Annotated in this window: 22 protein-coding genes; 9 read left to right on the plus strand and 13 right to left on the minus strand. The window is 30.9% G+C overall.

Annotation, left to right across the window (positions count from 1 at the left end):
• Positions 1 to 117 precede the first annotated feature (117 nt).
• The 10 genes from Q0997_RS14055 to Q0997_RS14100 all read right to left on the minus strand — a co-directional run bounded on the left by Q0997_RS14055 (position 118) and on the right by Q0997_RS14100 (position 8434).
• Positions 118 to 468, minus strand: a complete 351-nt coding sequence (locus tag Q0997_RS14055) for a hypothetical protein (protein ID WP_299889929.1) — start codon at positions 466 to 468, stop codon at positions 118 to 120.
• A gap of 794 nt (positions 469 to 1262) precedes the next feature.
• A complete protein-coding gene (locus Q0997_RS14060) occupies positions 1263 to 1586 on the minus strand; it encodes a hypothetical protein (RefSeq protein ID WP_299889930.1) in 324 nt (107 codons plus the stop codon).
• A 350-nt stretch (positions 1587 to 1936) separates the two neighbouring features.
• The gene (locus Q0997_RS14065; RefSeq protein ID WP_299889933.1) at positions 1937 to 2359 is read right to left on the minus strand and encodes a VOC family protein; all 423 of its coding nucleotides are present in this window, start codon (positions 2357 to 2359) and stop codon (positions 1937 to 1939) included.
• Between the two features lie 304 nt (positions 2360 to 2663).
• Positions 2664 to 3239: a hypothetical protein gene (locus tag Q0997_RS14070; RefSeq protein WP_299889935.1), complete on the minus strand. Its 576-nt coding sequence runs from the start codon at positions 3237 to 3239 to the stop codon at positions 2664 to 2666.
• A gap of 114 nt (positions 3240 to 3353) precedes the next feature.
• Positions 3354 to 4160, minus strand: coding sequence for a LytTR family DNA-binding domain-containing protein (locus Q0997_RS14075; RefSeq protein WP_299889936.1), 807 nt, complete (start codon positions 4158 to 4160; stop codon positions 3354 to 3356).
• A 68-nt stretch (positions 4161 to 4228) separates the two neighbouring features.
• On the minus strand, positions 4229 to 5011 hold the full coding sequence (gene rluF / locus Q0997_RS14080; RefSeq protein ID WP_299889938.1) for a 23S rRNA pseudouridine(2604) synthase RluF: 783 nt from the start codon (positions 5009 to 5011) through the stop codon (positions 4229 to 4231).
• A 13-nt stretch (positions 5012 to 5024) separates the two neighbouring features.
• Positions 5025 to 5852 carry an alpha/beta hydrolase gene (locus Q0997_RS14085; protein ID WP_299889939.1) on the minus strand — a complete coding sequence of 276 codons (828 nt, stop codon included), beginning with the start codon at positions 5850 to 5852 and terminating at the stop codon, positions 5025 to 5027.
• 1 nt (position 5853) lies between these two features.
• Positions 5854 to 6225, minus strand: a complete 372-nt coding sequence (locus Q0997_RS14090; protein WP_299889941.1) for a cupin domain-containing protein — start codon at positions 6223 to 6225, stop codon at positions 5854 to 5856.
• Positions 6226 to 6264: 39 nt separating this feature from the next.
• Positions 6265 to 6816 (minus strand): hypothetical protein, encoded by a 552-nt coding sequence (locus Q0997_RS14095; RefSeq protein WP_299889943.1) that lies wholly within the window; start codon positions 6814 to 6816, stop codon positions 6265 to 6267.
• An 82-nt stretch (positions 6817 to 6898) separates the two neighbouring features.
• Complete coding sequence (locus Q0997_RS14100) at positions 6899 to 8434, minus strand: helicase HerA-like domain-containing protein (protein WP_299889945.1); 1536 nt, start codon at positions 8432 to 8434, stop codon at positions 6899 to 6901.
• A gap of 61 nt (positions 8435 to 8495) precedes the next feature.
• On the opposite strand from Q0997_RS14100, the gene Q0997_RS14105 reads away from it, so the two are divergent.
• Positions 8496 to 8942: a RidA family protein gene (locus Q0997_RS14105; protein ID WP_299889947.1), complete on the plus strand. Its 447-nt coding sequence runs from the start codon at positions 8496 to 8498 to the stop codon at positions 8940 to 8942.
• 47 nt (positions 8943 to 8989) lie between these two features.
• Positions 8990 to 9619 carry a 7-carboxy-7-deazaguanine synthase QueE gene (locus tag Q0997_RS14110; RefSeq protein WP_299889949.1) on the plus strand — a complete coding sequence of 210 codons (630 nt, stop codon included), beginning with the start codon at positions 8990 to 8992 and terminating at the stop codon, positions 9617 to 9619.
• Positions 9620 to 9624: 5 nt separating this feature from the next.
• On the opposite strand, the gene Q0997_RS14115 is transcribed toward Q0997_RS14110, so the two are convergent.
• On the minus strand, positions 9625 to 10902 hold the full coding sequence (locus tag Q0997_RS14115; RefSeq protein ID WP_299889951.1) for a YCF48-related protein: 1278 nt from the start codon (positions 10900 to 10902) through the stop codon (positions 9625 to 9627).
• Positions 10903 to 11186: 284 nt separating this feature from the next.
• Between Q0997_RS14115 and asnB the strand changes: the two genes are divergently transcribed.
• Positions 11187 to 12851, plus strand: coding sequence for an asparagine synthase B (asnB, locus tag Q0997_RS14120; RefSeq protein ID WP_299889953.1), 1665 nt, complete (start codon positions 11187 to 11189; stop codon positions 12849 to 12851).
• Between the two features lie 82 nt (positions 12852 to 12933).
• Here the strand turns inward: asnB and Q0997_RS14125 are convergent, their stop codons facing one another.
• Positions 12934 to 13956 carry a T9SS type A sorting domain-containing protein gene (locus Q0997_RS14125; protein ID WP_299889955.1) on the minus strand — a complete coding sequence of 341 codons (1023 nt, stop codon included), beginning with the start codon at positions 13954 to 13956 and terminating at the stop codon, positions 12934 to 12936.
• Between the two features lie 321 nt (positions 13957 to 14277).
• A complete protein-coding gene (locus tag Q0997_RS14130; protein ID WP_299889956.1) occupies positions 14278 to 15777 on the minus strand; it encodes an ATP-binding protein in 1500 nt (499 codons plus the stop codon).
• Between the two features lie 735 nt (positions 15778 to 16512).
• On the opposite strand from Q0997_RS14130, the gene gyrB reads away from it, so the two are divergent.
• The 6 genes from gyrB to secDF all read left to right on the plus strand — a co-directional run bounded on the left by gyrB (position 16513) and on the right by secDF (position 25175).
• Positions 16513 to 18462, plus strand: coding sequence for a DNA topoisomerase (ATP-hydrolyzing) subunit B (gyrB, locus tag Q0997_RS14135; protein ID WP_299889958.1), 1950 nt, complete (start codon positions 16513 to 16515; stop codon positions 18460 to 18462).
• Positions 18455 to 19414: a DUF6588 family protein gene (locus tag Q0997_RS14140; protein ID WP_299889960.1), complete on the plus strand. Its 960-nt coding sequence runs from the start codon at positions 18455 to 18457 to the stop codon at positions 19412 to 19414. Before gyrB ends, Q0997_RS14140 begins: the two co-directional genes overlap by 8 nt.
• A gap of 115 nt (positions 19415 to 19529) precedes the next feature.
• Positions 19530 to 20456 (plus strand): malate dehydrogenase, encoded by a 927-nt coding sequence (locus Q0997_RS14145; protein WP_299889962.1) that lies wholly within the window; start codon positions 19530 to 19532, stop codon positions 20454 to 20456.
• Between the two features lie 122 nt (positions 20457 to 20578).
• Positions 20579 to 21229, plus strand: coding sequence for a hypothetical protein (locus Q0997_RS14150; RefSeq protein WP_299889963.1), 651 nt, complete (start codon positions 20579 to 20581; stop codon positions 21227 to 21229).
• A gap of 156 nt (positions 21230 to 21385) precedes the next feature.
• Entirely contained in the window at positions 21386 to 22009 is a 624-nt protein-coding gene (locus Q0997_RS14155; protein ID WP_299889965.1) for a hypothetical protein, read from the plus strand.
• Between the two features lie 136 nt (positions 22010 to 22145).
• A complete protein-coding gene (secDF, locus tag Q0997_RS14160; protein WP_299889967.1) occupies positions 22146 to 25175 on the plus strand; it encodes a protein translocase subunit SecDF in 3030 nt (1009 codons plus the stop codon).
• Positions 25176 to 25374: the final 199 nt, after the last annotated feature.

The raw sequence follows: 25374 nt of genomic DNA on the forward strand, positions 1-25374 counted from the left end.
ATAAGAAGTTTATTAATCAAGAATTATTCCGTTTTTCTTTAATTGTTGCTAACGTCTCGCGGGTATATTGCGTTTACTTACTGAAGAGTGTATATACAGACTGTTGTAAATTAAGCTTTATTCAATTGCTGATTCCAATTTTAGAAAACTGATATCAATCACTTTAGTTTTATCTTCCGATAATTTTAGCGCGATTTCATAATTTTCATATTCTGGTGATTTCGTGAATATAATTGCATTTACAGGATGATGATAATATTGGTAATTAAATCCCGCATTTTTTTCAGTTAATCCTATTTTTATATTCATAGCCTCATTCCATTCCACATAAGGGTAAAGAGTAGAGGACAAAGGGCTTCTGTTAGCAGATTTATGCCATTGCTTAAATTCAAATTTAGAATCCTGATTTTGATTGCAACTAATAGTTAAAAAACTAATAGTTAGAAATAAAGCAATTATTTTTTTCATTCAGCATTATTTTAATAACATTAGAGTAATTATTTCTTGCATTGTTTACAAAGGTTCGTATAACTGTTCGTAACGGGTTTTAAATTATGGTTTTACAGTTAAGCACTGTCTTTAGCAATTATGAATGGATTAGGACGTAGTCGAATCTGTCGTAATAGTGGTTATACATTGTTGTAAGCCGTTATTTTTTCAGCAATGTATTTTTCAATCAGTTCTTTATCCGTTTTGTTTTTTAAAATCAATAATTCATTGTTTTTTATGAGTCCGATAGTTCATTGAATATTTAGTTTTTCCACTCCGAGTTAATTCCGAATATTCAAATCGATTTGAGTCAAATTTGTTCGCAATCAATTCAGTTTTTTGGGTTCGGTCTAGTATTTTTTTTAGTCGTGTTATTTTTCCAGTTTGTTCGTCAATTTTTAATTCCGAGTAGTAAATCCAGGAAGCAAATCGGTAGAATACGTATCCAATTAAAGTTAAAATCGCAACAAGAATTCCAATTCCAATTCCGAGAAACCAAATCATAAATATGAGTGAAGCAGAAGAGAAAACCATTAATTCTTTCCAGTTAAATGGAATTCGGTCACTCAAGGTGTGAATATGTCCATTTTTAGAAATTCTGAAATAGTCTTCGTTTTCGTTCATAATTGTTTACAACATGCTTGTGTATGGGAAGTTGCGTGGTTAAGCAACTAATTTAGTAAAGAAAAACGTGCCAAAGAAAATTCCGAAGGAGTTTTCCAAATAATCACTTGCCAAAGCAATTAATTATACACGGTGTTAGCAATAGTATTTTATTTAGCTATTTTTATTTTTCCAGAGTTCAAATACTTTTTTCCAAAAACACCTTTCTGAAAAGCTATCTTTATTGTGTCTCCTTCTTTTATTTTATTCAAGTCAGATTCCGCAAACTTGTTTTCAGTTCTTTCGAAATATTGGTCTTCCAATGACCTAATTCCAACTCCTCCATTTTTCATAACGTAAGTAATTTTAAAACGTTCTGTCAAGTTATCAGAACTTGTCATTTGATTAATAAACAATCCAGAAGCAATTATGATATTTTGAATCCAAATAATATATACAAATCCCATAAATACAGAATATGCTAAAGCTTTCATTATTCTGAGCGTTTTGTCTTTTTCGATTGATAAAAAACGGTAAAAAATTAATAGGGAAATCAGGAATATAATTCCAATAACGACAAGCATATCAGTCAGGTCAAACCCAATTAAATCTCTTTCTAAATAGAAATTATATTGGTAGGGAACAAGAACCCAATAGATTAATAGAAAAATTCCAATTCCAACTATCCATTTCCAATCTCGTTTGAGTCTTTCCATATTATTGTCAACAATAATGTATAGTTACCATAAATAACTATACATCTGTTTATATGTACACTAATTTAATAATTATTAAACACATTAAAATAGTAGAGTGTTTTTTATATCTTATATATAGATAAGAGCTATTTAGCAAATAGTTGATTTATATCTTTAAAAGCTTTAAACTCTAAAGCGTTTCCTGAAGGATCTTTAAAGAACATGGTTGCTTGCTCACCTATGAGACCTTCAAATCTTATATAAGGTTCTATAATGAATGAGATCCCTTTTCGTTTTATATCGTTAGCAAAAGTATTAAATGTTTCCCAAGGTAATACAACGCCATAATGGGGCACAGGAACATGTTTTCCATCTACAGCATTGGTAATTGTGTCTTCTTGAGATTGGGCTTTATAATGAATAACTAATTGATGACCGAAAAAGTTGAAATCTACCCAAAGATTACTACTTCTACCTTCTTCGCAATTAAGAATATCTCTGTAGAAAACACGACATTCTTCTAGGTTGTGAACTGGTATTGCAATGTGAAAAGGACTAAGTTGTGACATACTATAATAATTAAATGTATTGTGAAAATAGTGTTTAATTATTACTTTTTATAATGCTTTATAGTATAATGTAACCCGTTTTGCATTTAGATAAAATTCGTCAATTCGAGTGAATTTCACGATTGAAAATGAATTAAATTTGTATCGAGACTAAGTAATTTTACTTTAAGTTAGTTCTCGATACAATTTTTTGCACCTTAAAATCACTCGAACAGGCGTATCATTTTTGTTTTTTATTTATAAACGCAAAACGGGTTAATATATTTAATAGCAATTATTATAATAAGGCTTCCTAGAAGCGTCATTATATTTTTTTAGACCGTGTACATTCTATTTTCCATGTAGGGAATACTATCGTTTCTGTTTTATCTACCCATTCACCTATCCATTTATAACCAGTTTTAGACATGTCGTAAAAACTTAAACGAACATAACCATCTGTTCCATTTGGTGCTTTTTGTTTTTTATATAATATAATTTTGCCATCTTTTTTATTGCCTTCCCAAACTGGAAGCTTGGTTGATGGTGTTTTTGATGAGTACCAATGAACATACCAGCGACTGCTATCTTTTATAAATTGTCTTATGCTACCTGTATGAGAACCATCTGTTTTTAAAGTTTGATCTTGAACGGCAGTGCCATTCATAATATACTTCCATTCCCAAACCATATCTTCAGCATCATTCCATGTGCCATCTTGTTTTCTTTTTGTGGATTTACAATTACAGATACCAATCATAGCTTCGTAATCTTTAATTTGCTTTGGAGCTTCAGGGTTTGCTTTTCCATATGGAAATTCTTTAGATGGAGAATAATCATATTGGGCAAATAGTGAAATCGAAAGTAAAATAAAGACTAATGAAAGTGTTGTTTTTTTCATGATGTTAATTTTTTTTGAATCAATCAAATCAATGAAAAAGTATAATGTTATTATACTAAAATGCAGTGAGTATTATTCTTTTTGCAGTGAAGCTAGTTAATAAAAAACTAATTTTTAAGAAATGAAATCTTTTACAATCTTTAGATTGCTTTTAGAAATGGGAATTTTTTCATCGTTTTCAAGAATTAACACTGGGCTTTGAGATAAGTTTATCTCTTTTACTAAGTCCATATTAACAATAGCTTTTCTATGTATTCTTAGAAAATTACTTTCTAGTTTTTGTTCTAAAGCTTTTAAAGAACTACGCATTGTATAGGTGTTCGATTTAGTAGTATGAACTTTTACACAATAATCATCAGCTTCTATCCAACTAATATCTTTAACGGGTATAATTTTGCGTTTATTTCCTATTTTAATATTTAAAATTGTCGCTTTATCATCTATAGAAGCGCTTAGCTTTTTATATAAATTTGTATTGAGTTCTTTTAAATCTGAAAGCGTTTGTATTTTAATTTGTAATTGTTCGTTAGCAAAATACAAATGAAGAATAATAGTAATTGCTATATAGCCTAAAGTATATATAGGCGCTTTTTGAAATGTAAAAAAAACAATATAGTCATTAACGATATTGGGTATTGTTATTTTATCTCCATTAAGAATAATTTGACTTATAGAAATTAAAAGAATATTTATAAAAACTAAGCCAGCAATAGCAATAGCATATTTTGCAAAATCTGATAGTGTTAATTTTTTAGTTGCTATATTGTTTTTTGTAAACCAAACTAAAAAATAAGATAAAATAACCCATATAATCCATCGATAAGTTTGTGTTTTTAGTAAGGAGAAAAAAGTAGCTTCATTACCCAAATTAAAACGTTTAATATAAAATAACTGTTGAGCTGTTTCGAAAGTAATCGCCATAATCAATATAGATAGTATGATTATGACAATTTTATTAGAACGAGATGTCTTATTGAAAAAAGCAATCATTAGTCTTTTCTTCTACTTATCGTTTTAGTTTTTACTGTTTCTGTAGTTTGTTTGTAATTTTTATTAGAATCTTCTAAAAGCAAGTGTAAAGTGTTTAATTCCTTTTCTGTAAACTCACGGTATTCTCCAATAGGTATGTCTAATTTAATATTCATTATTCTAGTACGCTTAAGTGAAGTAACTTCATAGGTTAAGTATTCGCACATACGTCGAATTTGTCTATTTAAACCTTGAGTTAAAATAATACTAAACGATTGAGAATCTATTTTTCTTACGGTACATTTTTTTGTTGTTTTATCTAAATCTTCTAGATAAATACCGCCAGCCATTCTTTTTATAAAAGTTTGAGAGATTGGTTTGTCTACGGTTACAATATATTCTTTCTCGTGATTGTTACTGGCACGTAGTATTTTGTTTACAATGTCGCCATCATCTGTTAAAAAAATAAGACCTTCACTTGGTTTATCTAATCGTCCTATAGGAAATATGCGTTTAGGGTATTTTATAAAATCTATGATATTATCTTTTTCAACACGAGTATCTGTAGTACAAACAATACCAACAGGTTTATTAAAAGCTAGATATACAAAATCAGACTTACGCTGGGTTATTGGTTTACCATCTACTTCAACTAGATCTTTTTGAGTGACTTTGGTTCCCATTTCTGGTACAACACCATTAATAGTAACGCGTCCGGCATCTATTAGACGATCTGCTTCACGACGTGAGCAATAACCAACTTCGCTTAGATATTTATTAAGCCTGGTGAGTTTTTCTTCCATAGGTCAAAAGTACTTAACTTTTAATAAAATCAGTGATATGATTGTTTACAACTTCGTTTCTTAAGCCATGTCCGTAACCTGTAGTAGAAATAAATTGAGCGTTTTTATGATTTTTAACAATCATTTTAGCATCATTATGAGGAATGATTTTATCCTCAACATCATGTATAATTAAGGTTTCTGTATCTATAGTCTTAGCAAAGTTAGATAAAGAGAAATAAGACGGTTTTTTATTGAAGCGTTCTACAACTAAGTTGTTTAAACCATTTTCAATACGTTCATTATATCCCATCATGTCTACATAACGTCTAAAAACACCAGTAAACTCAGATGGTGCTCCTAAAAGAACTAGTTTTTCTAATGCGTTATTTTGGTAATTATATTGATAAAAACCAGAAGACATACCACCTACAGAGTGTCCTATAAGTATTTGCGGTTTGTAATGTTTAGCTACAACGTTTATACATTCAGAATATAATACAGCATTAAATTGTTTCCCGCTAGAGCCGCCATGAGCTGGAGCATCTAGAGACACTATATTATAATCTAGTTTTTTAAGTTCAAGTATTAATGCTTCCCAGCGATGTGTATTACTTTCCCATCCATGGGCTAATAAAATAGTTTTACCATTGCCTTTCCAGTTGTAAGTGGCAATAGTAATATTTTCATGTTTTAACTCAAGCTTTTCAGAAGAATTTAAAAACAATTTTTGTGTATCTAAAATACGCCCTTGTCTTGGAGTAGCAAATAAATCTAAAGCTTTAGAAGAGGCATATCGTGAGGATACGTAACTAACGGCATTTAAAGAATTACCTATTATTTTAATAATTGGATTACTCATTTTACGCTTCTCTATTTACTTTATCCATAGAAAATGCTGGAGTACAAATAGCTATGTATTCGCAAGCAATGGTAAAAGGGTTTGAATACTGAACTCTTGTGTTACGCTCAATTTTTATAGATTGACCTGCTTCTAAGATGATTTCTTCTCCTTCAATAATAAATTGCTTTTTGCCTTTTATAATATAAGTGTATTCATCAAACTCTGGCGTTTGGAATGGTTCGCTCCAACCAGCAGGAGCTATCATATGAGCAATACTTATATTACTATTACCATCTGTTGCTTGCCCAAAATGTTCTTCAATAAGCTTTCCGTCTGTAGTTGGTACTACAAAAGGACTATTTTGGATTTGATATTTTTTGTCTTCTTCCATTATGGGCTTTTTACAAAGTATTGTAAACTGAATAGTTTCTTACCATCCAATCATAAAAAACTTGATTTTTGCAGCGTCTGGTATATTTAGAGCTTCAATTTTTTTAGACATGTCAAAGCGTAATTCACCTGGTAATTCTTTCTTGTCAATTGTAAAATATGTATTGTTGTCATTTACAAAAATAACAACGTTTCTTAATGTGTTTTCTATACTAGATATTTTACAATTTGCCTTAATATCTCCAAATGTGCTTAATGTGTTTATCCCTTTTTCAGTTTTAAAACGGCTGTCTATTATTTTTACGGTTCCAATAGTTGCAGTAGAATCTAAGGCTTGTTTTGGAGATAAAGATAATAAGTGTTTTCCGCCTTTTTCATAAATTTCGATATCATTTACGCTACCAAGAAATTCATCGCCTGCAATGTTTTTTACTATAGAATCTTTAGCGTAAATAATCTTTAAATCTTTAACCTGAGTAGAATCTGTTAGTAAACCTATATTTTGTTTTGTTATTAAAAATGGGTTTGCTTCTTTATTACAAGAAGTCATAATAATTGAAATCAATACTAGTGCGAATACTGTGTTTTTCATTAATTTTTTTGTTTTGTTTCTAATCTAAGAGAAACCTTATTGTTTTACTTTTATTGTTTAAGAATAGAACTTCAGTTCTAATTTACTTCATTACTTTTTTTAAAATTCCAAAAACACTACGTATAAAAGTAGCACTTGTTAAAACTTTTATTATTGGGTTTTGTGCAGTGCTACGTCTTCGTGTACTAGTCTTTCTTTTTGCTTTTTTTGCTTCAGCCTTTTCTTTAGCTTCTTTTGCATCTGCTTTAGCTTTAGTTTCTTCTGCTTTGCTTATTTTTTTGTTAAGCATTTCGTAAGCGCTTTCCCTATCGATTTCTTCATTATACTTCAAGACTAATTTAGAATCGTCTAATAATGTTTCTAATTCATTAGGAGTTAAAATATCCATACGACTCATTGGAGCTCTCATCATTGTAGCAGCTAATGGAGTGGGACGCCCTTTTTCATCTAATGCAGATACTAATGCTTCTCCAGTACCTAAAGATGTTAAAATTTCAGCAGTATCATAATACTCTGTATCTGGATAATTTTGAGCAGCTAACTTAATGGCTTTCCTGTCTTTAGCGGTAAAAGCTCTTAAAGCGTGTTGAATTTTTAAACCTAATTGACTTAAAACACCTTCAGGGACATCAGTTGGATTTTGAGTTACAAAATATAAACCAACACCTTTACTACGAATCAATTTTACAATACTTTCAATTTGATTAAGTAAGGCTTTAGAAGCTTCGTTAAAAATAAGATGTGCTTCATCTATAAACATAATAAGCTCTGGTCTTCCAGAATCACCTTGTTCTGGCATGGTTTCATATATCTCTGCTAATAAGCTTAGCATAAATGTTGAAAATAGTTTAGGTTTATCTTGAATATCTGTTAAGCGAATAATATTAATATAGCCTCTACTATCTCTAGTTGTTCTCATTAAATCTTCAATCTCAAAACTCTTTTCTCCAAAAAATAAATCGCCTCCTTGTTGCTCTATTTCTACAACTTTACGTAAAATAGCTCCAGTAGAAGCACTAGATATTCTTCCATATTCAGCTTCAAACTCTACTTTACCTTCTTTAGTTGCGTATTGTAATATTTTTTTGAAATCTTTTAAATCTAAAAGCGGTAATTTATTATCATCACAATATTTAAAAACAACTGCTACTACTCCAGATTGAGTTTCTGTTAAATCTAAAATACGAGATAGCAAAACGGGACCAAATTCGCTAATAGTAGCACGTAAACGTACACCATCTTGTTCGGATAAAGACATGATTTCAACAGGGAATCCTTTGGCTTCAAAATCTAATCCAATCTTAGCATGACGTTCATCTATTTTTGGGTGTCCAGGACTTGCTTTTGCCAATCCACTTAAATCACCTTTAATATCCATTAGTAAGACAGGAATACCTTGGTCGCTTAGATTTTCGGCTAAGACTTGTAATGTTTTTGTTTTTCCTGTTCCTGTTGCTCCAGCTATTAAACCATGACGATTCATAGTTTTTAAAGGGACTTTTACAAAAGCATCTTTAACAGTTTCACCATCTAACATTGCAGATCCTAAAGTTATAAAATCACCTTTAGTAGTGTTCCCGTCTGTAATATGCTTAAAGAATTCGTCTTGTCTACTCATGCTATATTAAAATTTTTGATAAAAATAGTGTAATTTTAATCAACTATAAAATTCTACAAGTATGATAAAAGCAAGATATTTACTATTACTATTGATTTTTTTTATGATAAGTTCTTGCCAAGAAAAATCGACTAAAACCATCTTCCATAAATCTCATGAAGTTAAAAAACAAAATGCACCATTTAGTGATGCTGTTGAAGCTAATGGTTTTTTGTTTTTATCTGGTCAAGTAGGAATGGACCATAAGACTAGAACTCTAGTCCATGGAGGGATAAAGGCAGAAACAAAACAAACCATAGAAAATATCAAATCTGTGTTAAATAATCATAATTTATCTTTAGATAATGTGGTGAAGTGTACAGTGATACTAAGTGACATTAATGACTTTTCGTCTTTTAATGAGGTTTATAAAACCTATTTTACAAAGAAACCAGCTCGAACTACTTTTGCAGCTTCAGGATTAGCTGTGAATGCTAAAATTGAAATAGAGGTAGTGGCTGTCAAATAAATCTATAAAACTTTTCGCTTCCAACTTTATAACTATCTTTGCAAGCTATGACGCAAGAAGTTCAAGATTTAGTAAATCAAGGAAAAATGTTGCCTTTAATGGAAGAGTTTTATACTATTCAAGGTGAAGGTTTTTATAAAGGTACAGCTGCTTATTTTATAAGAATAGGTGGATGTGATGTTGGTTGTCATTGGTGTGATGTTAAAGAAAGTTGGATCGCTCAATTACATCCGCCAACAGAAACAGAAAAAATTGTAGCTAATGCTAAAAAGTATAGTGATACTGTTGTTGTTACTGGTGGCGAACCATTAACATGGGATATGACTGAGCTAACAAGGCAATTAAAAGCAGAGCATATGAGTATTCATATTGAAACTTCTGGTGCTTATGAGTTGTCTGGTGATTGGGATTGGATTTGCCTATCTCCAAAAAAGATGAAGCTTCCAACTCAAGGAGTTTATGACAAAGCAAACGAGTTAAAGTGTATTGTATATAATAAAGATGATTTTCGTTTTGCTGAAGAGCAAGCAGAAAAAGTAAATGAAGATTGCATATTATACTTACAACCTGAGTGGAGTAAAAGAGATACTATGATTCCAATGATTGTAGATTATGTCATGGCTAATCCAAAATGGAAAGTGTCACTACAAACGCACAAGTATTTAAATATACCTTAAATAATTTATTTCTTTATAAATTTAATTGGTTGTCTGCCGCTATTGTTATGAAAATCTAAATAATAGAGCCCAGAAGGTAAAGCTTTTACAGTTATGTTATAATACTTTAAAGTACCTTGTGTTTTAATTATCTCTCGAGTAAGTTGTTTAATATATTTCCCAGTACTATCGTACAATTCTATAAGTAAATTATCATCTTCCTTAAAATTAATTGTAAATTTTAACTCATCATCAATTGGATTGTTCAAAAGAGTTATTTCTAACGGGGATTTTTCATTTGTTGTAAAAGCCTCAGTGCCTAATGTTTCTTGAGTATATTTATATATAGTAGTTCCAGAAGTATAAGCTATTGTTGGAGAAATAATAAATATTCTATTAAGGTTATTGCCAATATTTAAATTAGTCCATGTTACTCCGCCATCTGTAGTTTCATGAAAACCAGTAGTATGTCCTCCCATCCAGCCATGAGTTTCAGATATAAACCCAACAGCTTGCACTCGAGTTTCTGGTGCATCAAGACTAGTCCATGTATTTCCAGCATCATTAGATTTTAATAGCTTACCTATATTGGGAGCAACAGATTCTACCGAAGCAAAAATAATATTAGGATCGTTTTTAAAAACTTGTATTTTCCATACATATTCGCCTGAGATATTAGTGTTATATAATTCTGTCCATGTTGTGCCACCATCAATAGTTTTTAAAATAGTGCCACCTAATGTACTGCGACCAGCGGCATAACCAATAGATTCTGTTATAAATTGTATGTCTACTAAAGCATCAGCTTGTGCAGACATATCAATAGAATCCCAGGTATTACCACTATTTATAGATTTTATAATTACTGCTGGTGTAAAATAAGCACCACAACCATATACTGTTGAGCTTCCTACTGTACTTAAACCACAAATAGCCGCAGGATTAGGAGTAATATTATCTATTAATTCCCATGTAACGCCACCATCACCTGTTTTAAATATAGCGCCATTTAAAGTACCCAAAAAACCAATATCAGCATTTAAAAACTCAATAGTTCTAAAGTAATATGCGCCTCCTAAATCTGTTTGATTAACCTGTTCAGACCAAGTGTTACCTCCATCGGTTGTTTTGTATACAGCAGCATAAAAACCATTAGCAGCCCATCCAATATTCTCATCTAAAAAGAAAACATCATCAAAACGTTGGCCATTTGGATTAGAAAAGGCATTTGGCATGGCTTGCCAAGTAGATTGTGCTGTTAGATTAACACAGAAAAAAACAATAAATAGTTTGAGAAATTTCATTAGAAATAGATTGTCTTACAATTATGTAAAGTTAATCTTTATTTTTAATGGAAACGGAGTGTTGGTTTTTTTATAATATTTAGATTGAATTAATTAGTTTAATATGGTGTGATTAAGGATAGATTTATAGTTTTTAAGTTAAAGCTATTTTAAAAGATCAATTTGTTTATTATCTTAATTAAAAACAAGTAATAATTGATTAAGTGTAAGTGATTTTGGTGTTTATGTTTAATAAATAAAAGTTTAAACGCATATTTGTATCATAATTATTAATTAGATATGTTATGTGTGGAATTGTATGTGCTTTCGATTTGAAGCAAAAGTCTGAAGATTTAAGACCTCAGGTTCTAGAAATGTCAAAAACTATTCGTCATCGTGGACCAGATTGGTCTGGTATTTATAGTGATGAAAAAGCAATTTTGGCTCATGAGCGTTTAGCTATTGTTGATCCAGCATCAGGAAAACAACCTTTATTTAGTACTGATAAGAAATTAATTCTAGCTGCAAATGGAGAAATTTATAATCATAGAGCAATTAGAAAACAATTTGAAGGTAAGTATGAGTTTCAAACTGAAAGTGATTGTGAAGTAATTTTAGCATTATACAAAGAAAAAGGTGTAGATTTTGTAGATGAGATGAATGGTATTTTTGGTTTTGCTATTTATGATGTAGAGAATGATGAATATTTCATTGCTCGTGATCATATGGGTATTATACCGTTATATATTGGTTGGGATCAAAATGGAACATTTTATGTTGCTTCAGAATTAAAAGCTCTTGAAGGTATTTGTACTAAAATAGAGTTATTTCCACCAGGTCATTATATGTCTAGTAAAGATGGTGAGTTTGTAAAATGGTATAATAGAGATTGGAAAGAATATGATGCTGTAAAAGATAATGAGACAAGTATAGCTAAGGTGAAAGAAGCATTAGAGGCTGCTGTAAAAAGACAGCTAATGAGCGATGTTCCTTATGGTGTGTTATTGTCTGGTGGATTAGACTCTTCTGTTACTTCTGCAATAGCTAAAAAATATGCTCAAAAACGAGTTGAAAGTGATGGGACAAGTGATGCTTGGTATCCACAGTTACATTCTTTTTCAGTAGGACTGGAAGGTTCTCCGGATTTAGCTGCTGCTCAAAAAGTAGCCGATTTTATAGGTACTGTACATCATGAGATAAAATTCACCATTCAAGAAGGTTTAGATGCTATTCGTGATGTGATTTATAATATTGAAACTTATGATATTACTACTATACGATCAAGTACACCTATGTATTTAATGGCAAGAGTAATTAAATCTATGGGTATTAAAATGGTATTGTCTGGTGAAGGAGCTGATGAGATTTTTGGAGGCTATTTATATTTTCATAAAGCACCAAATGCTAAGGAGTTTCATGAAGAAACTGTACGTAAGTTAGATAAATTACATATGTACGATTGTTTACGAGCGAATAAGAGTTTAGCAGCATGGGGAATTGAAGGGCGAGTACCTTTTTTAGATAAAGAATTTATGGATGTGGCCATGAGTATTAACCCTCAAGATAAAATGATTAATGGAGAACGTATGGAGAAATGGGTTGTTCGTAAAGCATTTGAAGATATGTTGCCGGAAAGTGTGGCATGGAGACAAAAAGAACAATTTAGTGATGGTGTTGGTTATAGCTGGATAGATACACTTAAAGAGGTTGTGGATACTGCGGTAACAGATGAGCAAATGGAAAACGCTAAATTTAGATTTCCAATACAAACACCACAAAATAAAGAAGAGTTTTATTACCGTTCAATTTTCGAAGAGCATTTTCCAAGTGATGCAGCTGCTTATAGTGTGCCACAAGAAGCGAGTGTTGCTTGTAGTACAGCTATTGCTTTAGAATGGGATGAAGCTTTTAAGAATATGAATGAACCTTCTGGAAGAGCCATTGCTAATGTACACGATGATTCGTATTAGAGAAATGAATAGATTATTAGCTAAAACGACCAATCTCTCGATTGGTCGTTTTCTATTTTATTAAATGTGTTCAATGAAAAGACTACTTCTTAATAAATTTTTTAGTTGCGAACTTTCCAGATTCGGTTTCAATTTTTATAAGATAAAAACCGCTTGGTAAATCTTTAACAGATAAAGTGTTTAGATTTTTATTTGTTTTTAAAACGGCTTGTCCTGTAATATTGAAAATACTTATGACTTTTATTGTTTCATTAGTATTAGTTGAAATTGAAATGAAATCAGTTGCGGGATTTGGTAATAATTTAAATCCATCTATAAGTGTATTAGTTATAGTCGATAGCGTGTTTGGTGTGTTACGTTCTAATGTTTCCGTAGTTTGATTTATACCAAGAAATGCAGAAACAAGATTAGCGTTATTATATCTAAACACTAAGTCATTACTAGTATTGTCGTAGTAAAAGTATGAGGTTTGGTCTAATGTTCCAATGTTATTGAAAATAGGAGGGACACTAAAAAATAGTGACTGTTCTAGTTTTAATCGTGTTGCATTTCCATTATAAGCGCCGCTTCCAGTGTCATTTAAGCTTAAAGCGCCATAAGCATCAACTGTAATGGAGATTGTACCAACAAAAGTTCCATTAGTACCTTGATATGAAAATGTACCTGAAACAGGTGTGTTTAAAGCACTGTAACCAAAACTTAATGGAAACAAACCTATAAAAGCATTCGCTGTAGAGTAATTTAGTGTAATATCGCCTTGAGAAATAGCTGTTATAGAAGTGCCAGTAATATCATCCTTAAAAAAGGTTTTATTTACTATTGGCGTTCCTCCTTGAGATGTGGTAGATAATACTTCTGTAGTGCCCGGATAAGCTGTTATTTCTGCAGCTGTAGGTGAAGCATAAGTATCTATATTCGTTCCCGCTGCTGTTAAATTGTTAAAACTCCAAGAGGTGTTTGCTCCGTCTGAAGATTGATCTATACTTGGAGTAGAAGTTACGACTGTAAAATTTGTGTTAGGAGCACTCTTAAATGACGCAATAGGTGTTTGAGAGAAACAGATGCCACTATAAAGTGATAAAAGTAAAAGTAGTTTTGTTTTCATGAATATATAATATAAGATTAATAGCTATGTGTAAAATTATTAAAAAGAAAGAAATAAGAGTGTTCTTTTTTGATTTATTTATTAGAAGTAGTACTCATAAAACTAGACATGCTATTTGTTAAATATTAAGAATAGTAAAATGGTTATATATTTACCAGTTATTAGTGAATCTACTGGAAAAGAAAATGATGATTTTTTCTTTATTCTTAAGAAATATAAAGGTAAAAAGTGTTTTTATTAAAGTGAATTAAATTAGGATATAGTAATGCTGTTATAGCAAAAGTAAAATTAAATAGCTGTTATAATGCTGGGTTTTGTTTTCTAGTTTTTTAACACTAAATCTGGAGTTAAATGCTCTATACGGTCTATAACTTTAAATAATTTAGTTTTGTCTAGAGGTTTGGTAATACAATCTATAAAACCTGCGTCATAAACTTGGCTGTTAATGTCGGTTGAGGTATATGCTGTATGTGCTATTATTGGTAAGTAAGGTCTAAATCCTTTAATAATTTTTCTAGCTTCAAATCCATCCATTTTTGGCATTTTAATATCCATTATCACTAATTGAATATTGTTGTTTTCTTTGCAAATACGAACAGCTTCTTCACCATTTCTAGCTCTAGTAATGGTGTATTTTCTAATAGCCATAACACGTTTAATAAGCATGAAGTTAATGTCATCATCTTCAGCAATTAGAATATTTAATGGCTTTACTTTGTCTGCAGCATTAATCTCAATTTCTGTAATAGGTTTTGCCGGTAATCCATTTAATTTAAGAGGTGTTGTAAAAGAAAAAGTAGTACCAATATTTTCAGTAGATTCTAGCCATATGTCTCCACCTAACATTTCTACATAGGCTTTTGATATGGCTAAGCCTAAACCTAAACCGCTAAGGTTAATAGTGTGATCATTTTGAATTCTGTTAAACCTGCTAAAAATATTTTTAAATTCTCCTTCAGAAATACCGATTCCAGTATCTTTAATATAAAATTCAAGAGCATTAGTATCGGCATTTATTTTATATCCAAAATTAACAGAGCCTTTCTCTGTATATTTAACAGCATTATTGACTAGGTTAACAATAACTTGTCTCAATTTAGTTTCGTCACTTATAAGTTGATAAACTACAGGGAATTTTGGTTTGTCAAAGAATACTCTTAATGGTTTGTCTTTAGGTATAGTAACTTCTACTGTCTGTTTAATTTCATTTAAAACTTCATCTAAATTAAAGGCATCATAATTAGGTCTAACTTGATTGGTATCAATTTTAGACATTTCAATTAAATCATCAATAATAGAAACTAAATTTTTACCACTTCGTCTAATAACTTCTAAATATTCTTTTTTTTCAGATTCACTTAATTCTTGCGTATTTAATAAATCAGAAAACCCTAGAATTGCATTCATGGGAGTTCTAATTTCATGAGAAAGATTAGTTAAAAATGACGATTTTAACACTTCGCTTTCTTCAGCTTTTTCTTTTGCTTTTTTTAGCTCTTCTTTTTGTTTTTGGCTACTTAAAAATAAGTTTCCAATATGAAAAAACTCTTCTGAGGTTTGTTGGAGCTTATTGATTGAAGCTTTGTCATTATCTTCTACAATTTTTCTTATCAGTTTTAGAGGTTTGTTTATAAGCATTTTGTAGAAAATGATATAGCTGCTAATTGTAAATATAAATCCAATAGATATAATAGCTAAAACAATACCGTATTGCTTATCAGTGTAATAGAAGGATAAAAAACAGAGAGCAGTAAATAATAGACTAGTAATTGCAATTAATACTAAAACCTTCCTGTAGGTGGTAGAAAAATAACCTTTCATTTTATTAGTTAGTGTATTAGGGGTAGTAAATGTAATAAATTAAATAACAGTGAGTTAATTTATTTATGATATTTTTCTTACATCAATGATGGTATTTGTAATAATAGTTAAATTAAAATTATAGTAAATAATCATGGTTTAAGTTGTTTAAAAAAAACTAAAATATTGAAAATAGAGCATCATTTATTTATAATAATAAACTTAATGTTTTTTTCAATTTATATAATAATGCTTTTTAAACCCTATAAAATTTTAAGGTGACATTTAATAACAAGTAACAAATATCGATAATGGTGAGAGTATTCTTTATACTGTAAATAATGCAACATTTGATGCTTGGTTGCCATTTATAAGTTTCATTTTTATTTTTAATGGAGTGTTCTTATTTGTTACGTTTTTAATTTGGAAATGGGGCAGATTTCCAGATATTAAAAAGTTGGGAAAGTAATAAAATGTACTAAAAACTAATTATAGCTAGAATTTAAATTAGCACCTCTAAGCTGTTTTTGTAAAATGGTCGATTGCTGAAGAATAAAAAAGTTGTTGAAATTGAATTTAAAATGATTTTTAAGCGATTTAAGAGCTTTTTTTAGAAATTAACAATTGTTAATAAAAATTGCTTGAATCCGTTAAACGGCATAAAATAACCTTAATGATTTTGTATATTTGTTTGTCGCTGAAAATTCAGTTTTTTAGTAATTTAAAAATTAAATAAAAGCAATTAAAAATATATTTATGAGCGAAAAGAAAGAAGAGTTTAATAAGCATAATTATTCTGCTGATAGTATTCAGGCATTAGAAGGAATGGAACACGTGCGTATGCGACCTTCAATGTATATTGGAGATGTTGGCATACGTGGTTTACATCATTTGGTCTATGAGGTGGTAGATAACTCTATTGATGAGGCATTAGCGGGACATTGTGATAATATCACTGTAACTATAAACGAAGATAATTCGATTACTACAGAGGATGACGGTCGTGGTATTCCAGTGGGACTACACCAAAAAGAAGGTGTTTCTGCACTTGAGGTTGTAATGACCAAAATTGGTGCTGGTGGTAAATTTGATAAAGATTCTTATAAAGTGTCTGGTGGATTACACGGTGTTGGGGTAAGTTGTGTGAATGCGCTATCTGAACACCTAAGAGCTACTGTTTATAGAGATGGAAAAATTTGGGAGCAAGAATATGAAAGAGGGAAAGCTCTTTATCCAGTAAAAGCAATAGGTGATTCTGATAAAAGAGGAACTACAGTAACTTTTAAACCAGATTCAACAATATTTACGCAAACTTTAGAGTATAACTACGATACTTTAGCAAGTAGAATGCGAGAGTTAGCGTATTTAAATAAAGGAATTACGGTTCATTTAGTTGACAGAAGGCATATAAAAGAAGATGGTTCTTTTGAAGGTGAAACGTTTCATTCTGAAGAAGGATTAAAAGAGTTTATCAAATTCTTAGATGCAACAAGAGAGCCTTTAATGAAAGATGTTATTGCTTTTGAAGGTGAAAAAAATGGTGTGCCAGTTGAGGTTGCCATGATTTATAATACATCGTACGCTGAAAACTTACATTCGTATGTAAATAATATTAATACACATGAAGGCGGAACGCATTTATCTGGTTTTCGTCGTGGATTAACACATACGCTTAAAAAGTTTGCCGATAACTCAGGAATGTTAGATAAGCTTAAATTTGATATTGCTGGAGATGATTTTAGAGAAGGTTTAACGGCTATTATTTCTGTAAAAGTTCAGGAACCTCAATTTGAAGGACAAACAAAAACGAAACTAGGTAACCGTGAAGTATCTGCTTCTGTAAGTCAGGCGGTTTCTGAAATGCTAACGGATTATTTAGAAGAACATCCAGACGATGCTAAGACTATTGTTCAAAAAGTAATTTTAGCAGCACAAGCACGTCACGCAGCCCAAAAAGCGCGTGAAATGGTTCAGCGTAAAACAGTTATGAGTATTGGTGGTTTACCTGGTAAACTATCTGACTGTTCTGAGCAAGATCCTGAAATATGTGAAATTTATCTAGTTGAGGGAGATTCGGCAGGAGGAACGGCAAAAATGGGTCGTGATAGAGCGTTTCAAGCTATTTTACCATTGCGTGGTAAGATTTTGAATGTGGAGAAAGCAATGAGCCATAAAGTATTTGAAAATGAAGAGATTAAAAATATTTTTACTGCTTTAGGTGTCACAATTGGTACTGAGGAAGATAGTAAAGCATTAAACCTTTCAAAATTAAGATACCATAAAATTGTGATTATGTGTGATGCCGATATTGATGGTTCGCATATTGAAACTTTGATTTTAACATTCTTCTTTAGATATATGAAAGAGTTAATAGAAAATGGTCATATCTACATTGCAACGCCGCCTTTATATTTAGTGAAAAAAGGAACTAAAAAAGAATATGCTTGGAATGATGAAGAACGTTTAGCATTAATGGAGCGCTATGGAGATGGAGCGAAAATTCAACGTTATAAAGGTCTTGGAGAGATGAATGCAGTACAACTTTGGGATACAACAATGAATCCAGAGTTTAGAACATTACGTCAAATTCATATAGATAATGGTGTTGAAGCAGATCGTGTATTCTCAATGTTAATGGGAGATGAGGTGCCTCCACGTAGAGAATTCATAGAGAAAAATGCTATTTACGCAAATATTGATGCGTAAATTATTTTTTATAATTTTTATTTCGCCTGTAATATGCTTTTCTCAAAATCAAGATTTGGGAGATGTTGCAGGTGATTTAATATTTTTAACAGGAAAGTATGTTGAGCCAGCGGCTCAAGCTACCATATATCAATCGTCTAGTGGTTGGTTTAAAAATGCGAAATCAAAATCTCTATGGGATATAGAAGTGTCATTACAAGCAAATGTACTTTTTCTACCCAAGAAAAAAAGAAATATTGAAATCTCAGAATCTAATTTGGTCAATTTAAGCATTAAAGGAGATGAAACAGCTACTACAATACCATCAGCATTAGGAGGAGAAAGTGATGTGGTTTTTGAAGGTTCTATAAATGGTAATGCATTAGAAATTGATGCACCAGAAGGTTTAAATGAATCGTTTTTTAATCATTATCAATTGCAAGCTGGGTTAGGACTATGGAAAGGCACAACTTTAATAGCAAGATACTCTCCAAAAATTAAGATAAATAAAACGTATTATCAGGTGTTAGGTGTTGGGCTTCAACATAATATTTCGCAATGGATACCTACTATAGATACTTCTAAATTTAATATAGCAGCTTTAGCGTCTTATTCAAACTATAATGTAAGTGACGAATTTTCTCCAGCAGATTTAGTTTTAGGAACTATTAATGCCATTAATGTTGAAGGAGAATCTGTTCTATTAAGCCTTTTAGCGTCTAAAACAGTTAAGAAGTTTGATTTTACAGCGGCAATTGGTATAACTAAAAGCTGGTTTTCTTATGAAATAGGAGGAGAAGGCGAGTTGTTACTTTCAGTTTTAAATACCGCTTTAACAACCTTAGAAGGTGAAGAAACCAACTTCAAAGGAGATTTAGGGGTTAATTATAATTTGAAAAAATTCTCATTCAATTCAATAATAACGTTTGGAACATTTAATAACTTAATTATGGGAATAAATTATAATATATAAAGTATTGTATTTCATACTAAAAGCCTTGCTGTTTTAGACATTAAAACAATAAAAAATTCGTACTTTTGCAAAAGCAAAAAAACAACACAATTTTAATCATAAAATAAAAATAAAAATGAAAGTAACAGTAGTTGGAGCAGGAGCAGTTGGTGCAAGTTGCGCTGAATATATTGCAATTAAAGATTTTGCCAGTGAAGTAGTAATCTTAGATATTAAAGAAGGTTTTGCTGAAGGTAAAGCAATGGATTTAATGCAAACAGCTTCATTAAATAGTTTCGATACAAAAATTACAGGAAGTACTAACGATTATTCTAAAACAGCAGGTAGTGATGTTTGTGTTATTACTTCTGGAATTCCAAGAAAACCAGGTATGACTCGTGAGGAGTTAATAGGTATTAATGCAGGAATTGTAAAAATGGTATCTGCTAGCTTGATCGAGCATTCTCCAAATACAATAATTATTGTTGTATCTAATCCAATGGATACTATGACATATCTAGTGCATAAAACTACAGGTTTACCAAAAAACAGAATAATTGGTATGGGTGGAGCTTTAGATTCTGCACGTTTTAAGTATAGATTAGCAGAAGCATTAGGAGCTCCTATTAGCGATGTTGACGGTATGGTAATTGGTGGTCATAGTGATAAAGGTATGGTGCCATTAATTGGTAAAGCTGTTAGAAATAGTGTGTCTGTTTCAGAGTTTTTATCTGAAGAGCGTATGGATCAAGTAGTACAAGATACTAAAGTAGGTGGAGCAACATTAACAGGATTGTTAGGAACTTCTGCATGGTATGCTCCAGGAGCAGCTGTATCTGCAATGGTTCAAGCTATTGCTTGTGATACTAAAAAAATCTTTCCATGTTCAGCATTATTAGATGGTGAGTTTGGATTAAGCGATTTATCAATTGGAGTACCTTGTGTGTTAGGCGCGAACGGTATTGAGAAAATAGTAGAAATTAGTTTAAGTGATGCTGAAAAAGCTAAATTAGCTGAGTCTGCTGAAGGCGTTAAGAAAACAAACGGATTATTAGAGTTGTAATCTAAAATCAATAAATATTTAAACCTCACTTGTTATATACGAGTGAGGTTTTTTAGTATCATGATGTAACATTCTTTTAACTAGAAAGACTTATATTGTGTTCAATAAAATAAAATAATAAAATGAAAAAGATATTAATATTACTGGCATTATCATTAAGTGTAGTGGTTTATGCACAAGAAAAATTAGAAGAAGGAATTTTAATGGTTAAGGTGAGTATGTCAAGTGATGATGAGCAAATGAACACGCAATTAGCTATGGTTGGAGATATGGAATCAACCACATATTTTAAAGGGCAAAAATCAAGAAATGAAAATAATAATCCAATGACAGGTGAAATTATTACAATTCTTGATAATGAAAAGAAAGAGATGTTAATGTTAATGAACAATCCAATGTATGGAAAAATGTTTGCTAAAAGTAATATCGAGATGTCTGAAGAGGACGAGAAAGGAATCGTTATAAAAAAAGGTGAAGAATCTAAAAAAATATTGGGATACGATTGTGATCAGTATTTCGTCTCAGCAAATATACAAGGACAAGAGATGGAGATGGAGATTTTTTCGACAAAAGAAATTATAGCCTATTCGCAACAAACAGCTACTTATGGAAACAAAATAGAAGGTTTTCCATTATATGTTGAAATGACAATGAATCAAGGACCAGTAAAAATGACGATTGTTACAGAGACTACAGATATAAAAAAAGAATTAGTATCTGATGACAAATTTGATATGACACCACCTAAAGGATACGAGGAAATTAAACAATAAATTTAGTACATAACACTTAAGTTAGGGACGTAAAAAAAGGAGTAGCATAATTGCTACTCTTTTTTTGATTAAAAGTTATAGTATTCAATAATTTAAGACAGACATTTATATAAAAAATCTAGTAGTAAAAGCCTTTATTTTACTTATATTTGGCGCATGTTAAAAAAATGGTACATAAGTGCTTTAGTTGTTATCCTGACCATTATTGGTATTTCTCAGGAACAAGCTATTGTACCTAATCAAGAAATTGTACTACAATTCTCTAATAGTCATGTGTCTTCTAACGAGACTCAAGAGGCTATTGATTCTGTGAGAAATCAGCTTCAGGATATTGGAATTCAGAATGTTAATGTAAAGGAAGAGCAAAAAGGTCGGTTAGTAATTGCTTATTATAGTACTAAAGATGTTGCAAGTATAAAAGAAGCGTTCTTTAAAGACAATACGATAGGACTTGGACTTGATTATACAGGGTTAGATAAGAATACTAAAGATTCAGAACAGCCTTCAAATAAAAATCCAAATCACTATAACCTTGATATCTATGAAATCCAAAAAGGAGGAGATTTAGGATTAGGTTTTGGAGGAAAATATGTCTTTGAACTAAAACAAGAATATGTAAGGTTTTATAATCCAAATGTATTCTTATTTGCAACTATAATAGACTCTAACGAGAAAGATAGTACTATAAAAGTTGCTTATATAATTAACAGAGATATTGCATTAGCAATAGATAATACTTCATATAAAATTCCAGAGGTTCGTGCAGGACCTATTTGTTAAGACTTTCAAATAATATAGCTTTCATATTGTATTGGCAAAAGCTATAAATCACTTTAATAATCATAACAATTAATTGTCAAATTAATAGGTAAGTATATATTTGCCAAATTAATAATTTGACCAAAATAAAAACAAAATGCAAAACAAAGGATTAGTAAAACTATTTGCAGTTTTATTCGGATTGGTAAGTATTTACCAACTCTCTTTCTCTTTTAAAAACAGCTCAATTGAGAAAGAAGCAGAAACAGTAGCAGTAAGTAAATTTGATACTTCTGTAGATCAATTTAAAGATAAAAGAAGAGCACACGAAGTAAGTTATTTAGACTCTTTAGCAACGTCTAAAGAAAGTGTGTTTTTAGGAAGTACGTATGCAGAGGTTAAAGAAAACTCAATGAAGTTAGGTCTTGACCTTAAGGGAGGTTTAGAAGCAATTTTACAAGTATCTGTAAAAGACATCTTAAAAGGTTTAGCTAATAATAGTAAAGACCCTGTTTTTAATAAAGCATTGGATGATACAGATATACTTCAAACAAATTCTCAAAACGATTATATAGACGATTTCTATACTTCTTTTGATGCGATTAAAGGAGATAAAAAATTATCATCTCCAGATATTTTTGCAACTCGTTCTTTAGAAGATGAAATTAGAATGGATACTCCAGAGAGTGAAGTTAAAAATGTGATTTCTAGAAAAATAGATGAATCAATTACTTCAGCACTACAAGTATTACGTACTCGTATTGACCAATTTGGTGTAGCATCTCCAAATATTCAACGTTTAGGAACATCTGGAAGGATTTTAGTAGAATTACCTGGTGTTAAAGATGTAGAACGTGCTAAAGCATTAATTACTGGAACAGCACAACTAGAGTTCTGGTTTGCTATGAAAGCAGATGGGTTATTTCAATATGTTAGTGATGTAAATACATTACTTAAAAATGAATTAGAAGCTACTGAAGATACAGCAGAAGCAGCTACAGAAGATGCTGCAGATACAGAAGCTGAAAAAGATGAAACAGAAGATATTATTGGAGATTTAACGGGTGAAACAGATGAAACAACTAAAGTTGTTAACCCATTTTTAGATTTAATAAAAGGAGCAGGTTATCAAGGTGGACCAATTATTGGTATGTTTAATATTGCTGATAAGCAAAAAGTAATGGACATCTTAAATCGTCGTGATGTAAAGGCAATGTTACCAGCAAATGCTAAAGATGTAAAGTTTGTTTTTGGTAAGCCAGAAAAAGATAGTGAGTTAGTAGCATTATATTCTTTACAAGGAAATAGAGATAATGTAGCACCGTTAACAGGAAGTATTGATGATGCTAGACAAGATTATAGCTTAGCGAACCAAGTAGTAGTATCTATGCAAATGGATGCAAGAGGTGCTAAAATCTGGGAGCAAATGACAACTAAAGCCTATAAAGATAGAAGTCAAATAGCTATTGTTTTAGATGATCAAGTATATTCAGCACCAGGTATTAATAATGGTCCAATTGCTGGAGGTAGTTCTCAAATTTCTGGAGATTTTACAGTAAATGAAGCAATCGATTTAGCTAACGTATTACGTGCTGGTAAGTTACCTGCAAAAGCAACTATTATTCAAAGTGATGAAGTAGGACCAACTTTAGGTCAAGAAGCTATTGATAGTGGTACAATGTCATTTTTAATTGCATTAGTATTAGTATTAGTATGGATGGTGTTCTATTATGGTAAAGCTGGTTTATTTGCAGATATTGCTATGTTATTAAACATCTTATTAATCTTTGGTGTGTTATCTGGTATTGGAGCAGTACTAACTTTACCTGGTATAGCAGGTATAGTATTAACTATTGGTATGTCTGTGGATGCGAACGTACTTATTTTCGAGCGTATACGAGAGGAGTTATCTAAAGGTAAAGATTTGAAGTCATCTGTTAAAGATGGTTTTAGTAATGCATTATCGTCTATTTTAGATGCAAACGTTACAACAGGTTTAACGGCATTAATCTTATTCATTTTTGGAACAGGACCAATTAAAGGTTTTGCAACAACATTATTAATAGGTATTGGTACATCGTTATTTACTGCAATTTTTATTACTAGATTATTAGTAGACTGGTATGTAAACAAAGGAGGGAAATTAGATTTCTCTACAGGTGTAACTAAAAACTTATTTAGAAACATTGATATTGCTTTCTTAAAGAAGCGTAAAATGGCTTATATTATTTCTGGTATATTAATAGCAGGAAGTTTAGGATCATTATTTACAAATGGTTTAGATCAAGGTGTGGATTTTGTTGGAGGTAGAACGTATCAAGTACGTTTTGACCAACCAGTAAGTGCTTCAGAAATTTCTAAAACATTATCAGATCCAGCTGTGTTTGGTAGTGCAAATGCTAAAACTTTTGGACCAGACAATCAATTAAAAATAACAACAAAACATAGAATCGATGAAGCTACAGAAGAAGCTGACGAGGAAATGAGAAAAACATTATTTACTGCATTGCAACCACATTTAAATGGTATGGATTATGCAGCATTTATTGATAATAAAGAAGGTAAGACTGTAGGTTTACTTAAGAAATATAAAGTAAGTCCAACCATTGCCGATGATATTAAGAAAGCCTCTTTTTGGGCTGTTTTAGGATCGTTAATAGTTGTGTTCTTATATATATTATTGCGTTTTAAAAGATGGCAATTCTCACTTGGTGCAGTAGCTGCCGTATTCCATGATGTATTAATTGTATTAGGTGTATTCTCTGTAACATACAAGTTTATGCCGTTCTCAATGGAAATTGATCAAGCCTTTATTGCAGCCATTCTTACTGTAATTGGTTACTCGTTAAATGATACCGTGGTAGTATTTGATAGAATTCGTGAATTTTTCAACGAGCATACTAACTGGCCATTTAACAAAGTGATTGATAAATCATTAAGTAGTACATTAAGTAGAACATTAAATACTTCTTTAACTACATTAGTAGTGTTATTAGCAATCTTCATTTTTGGAGGAGAATCTATTAGAGGATTTATGTTTGCACTTATCGTAGGTGTTATTGTAGGTACTTATTCTTCATTATTTATCGCGACACCAATTATGTACGATACAGTGAAAAAAGGAGATGCTACAGAGGCGTTAAAGAATAAAGTAAAAGAAGAAGAATTAGAAGAAGTGAAAGCTTAATCTCATTTTTTAAAATAATAAAAAGCCTTTCAGTATGATACTGAAAGGCTTTTTTTGTGCCTTCAATTTAATAAAAACATAAAGCTGTTAATTTTTATTTGTGAGATGTCTGGATATTTAAATAAAACGCAATTATTACTTATTAGGCTCAAATTTGAATTAGTTCCTTGCGAATATATATTTGGGCTATGAATAAGAG

The sequence above is a fragment of the uncultured Lacinutrix sp. genome, assembly GCF_947500325.1.
Lineage (GTDB): Bacteria > Bacteroidota > Bacteroidia > Flavobacteriales > Flavobacteriaceae > Lacinutrix.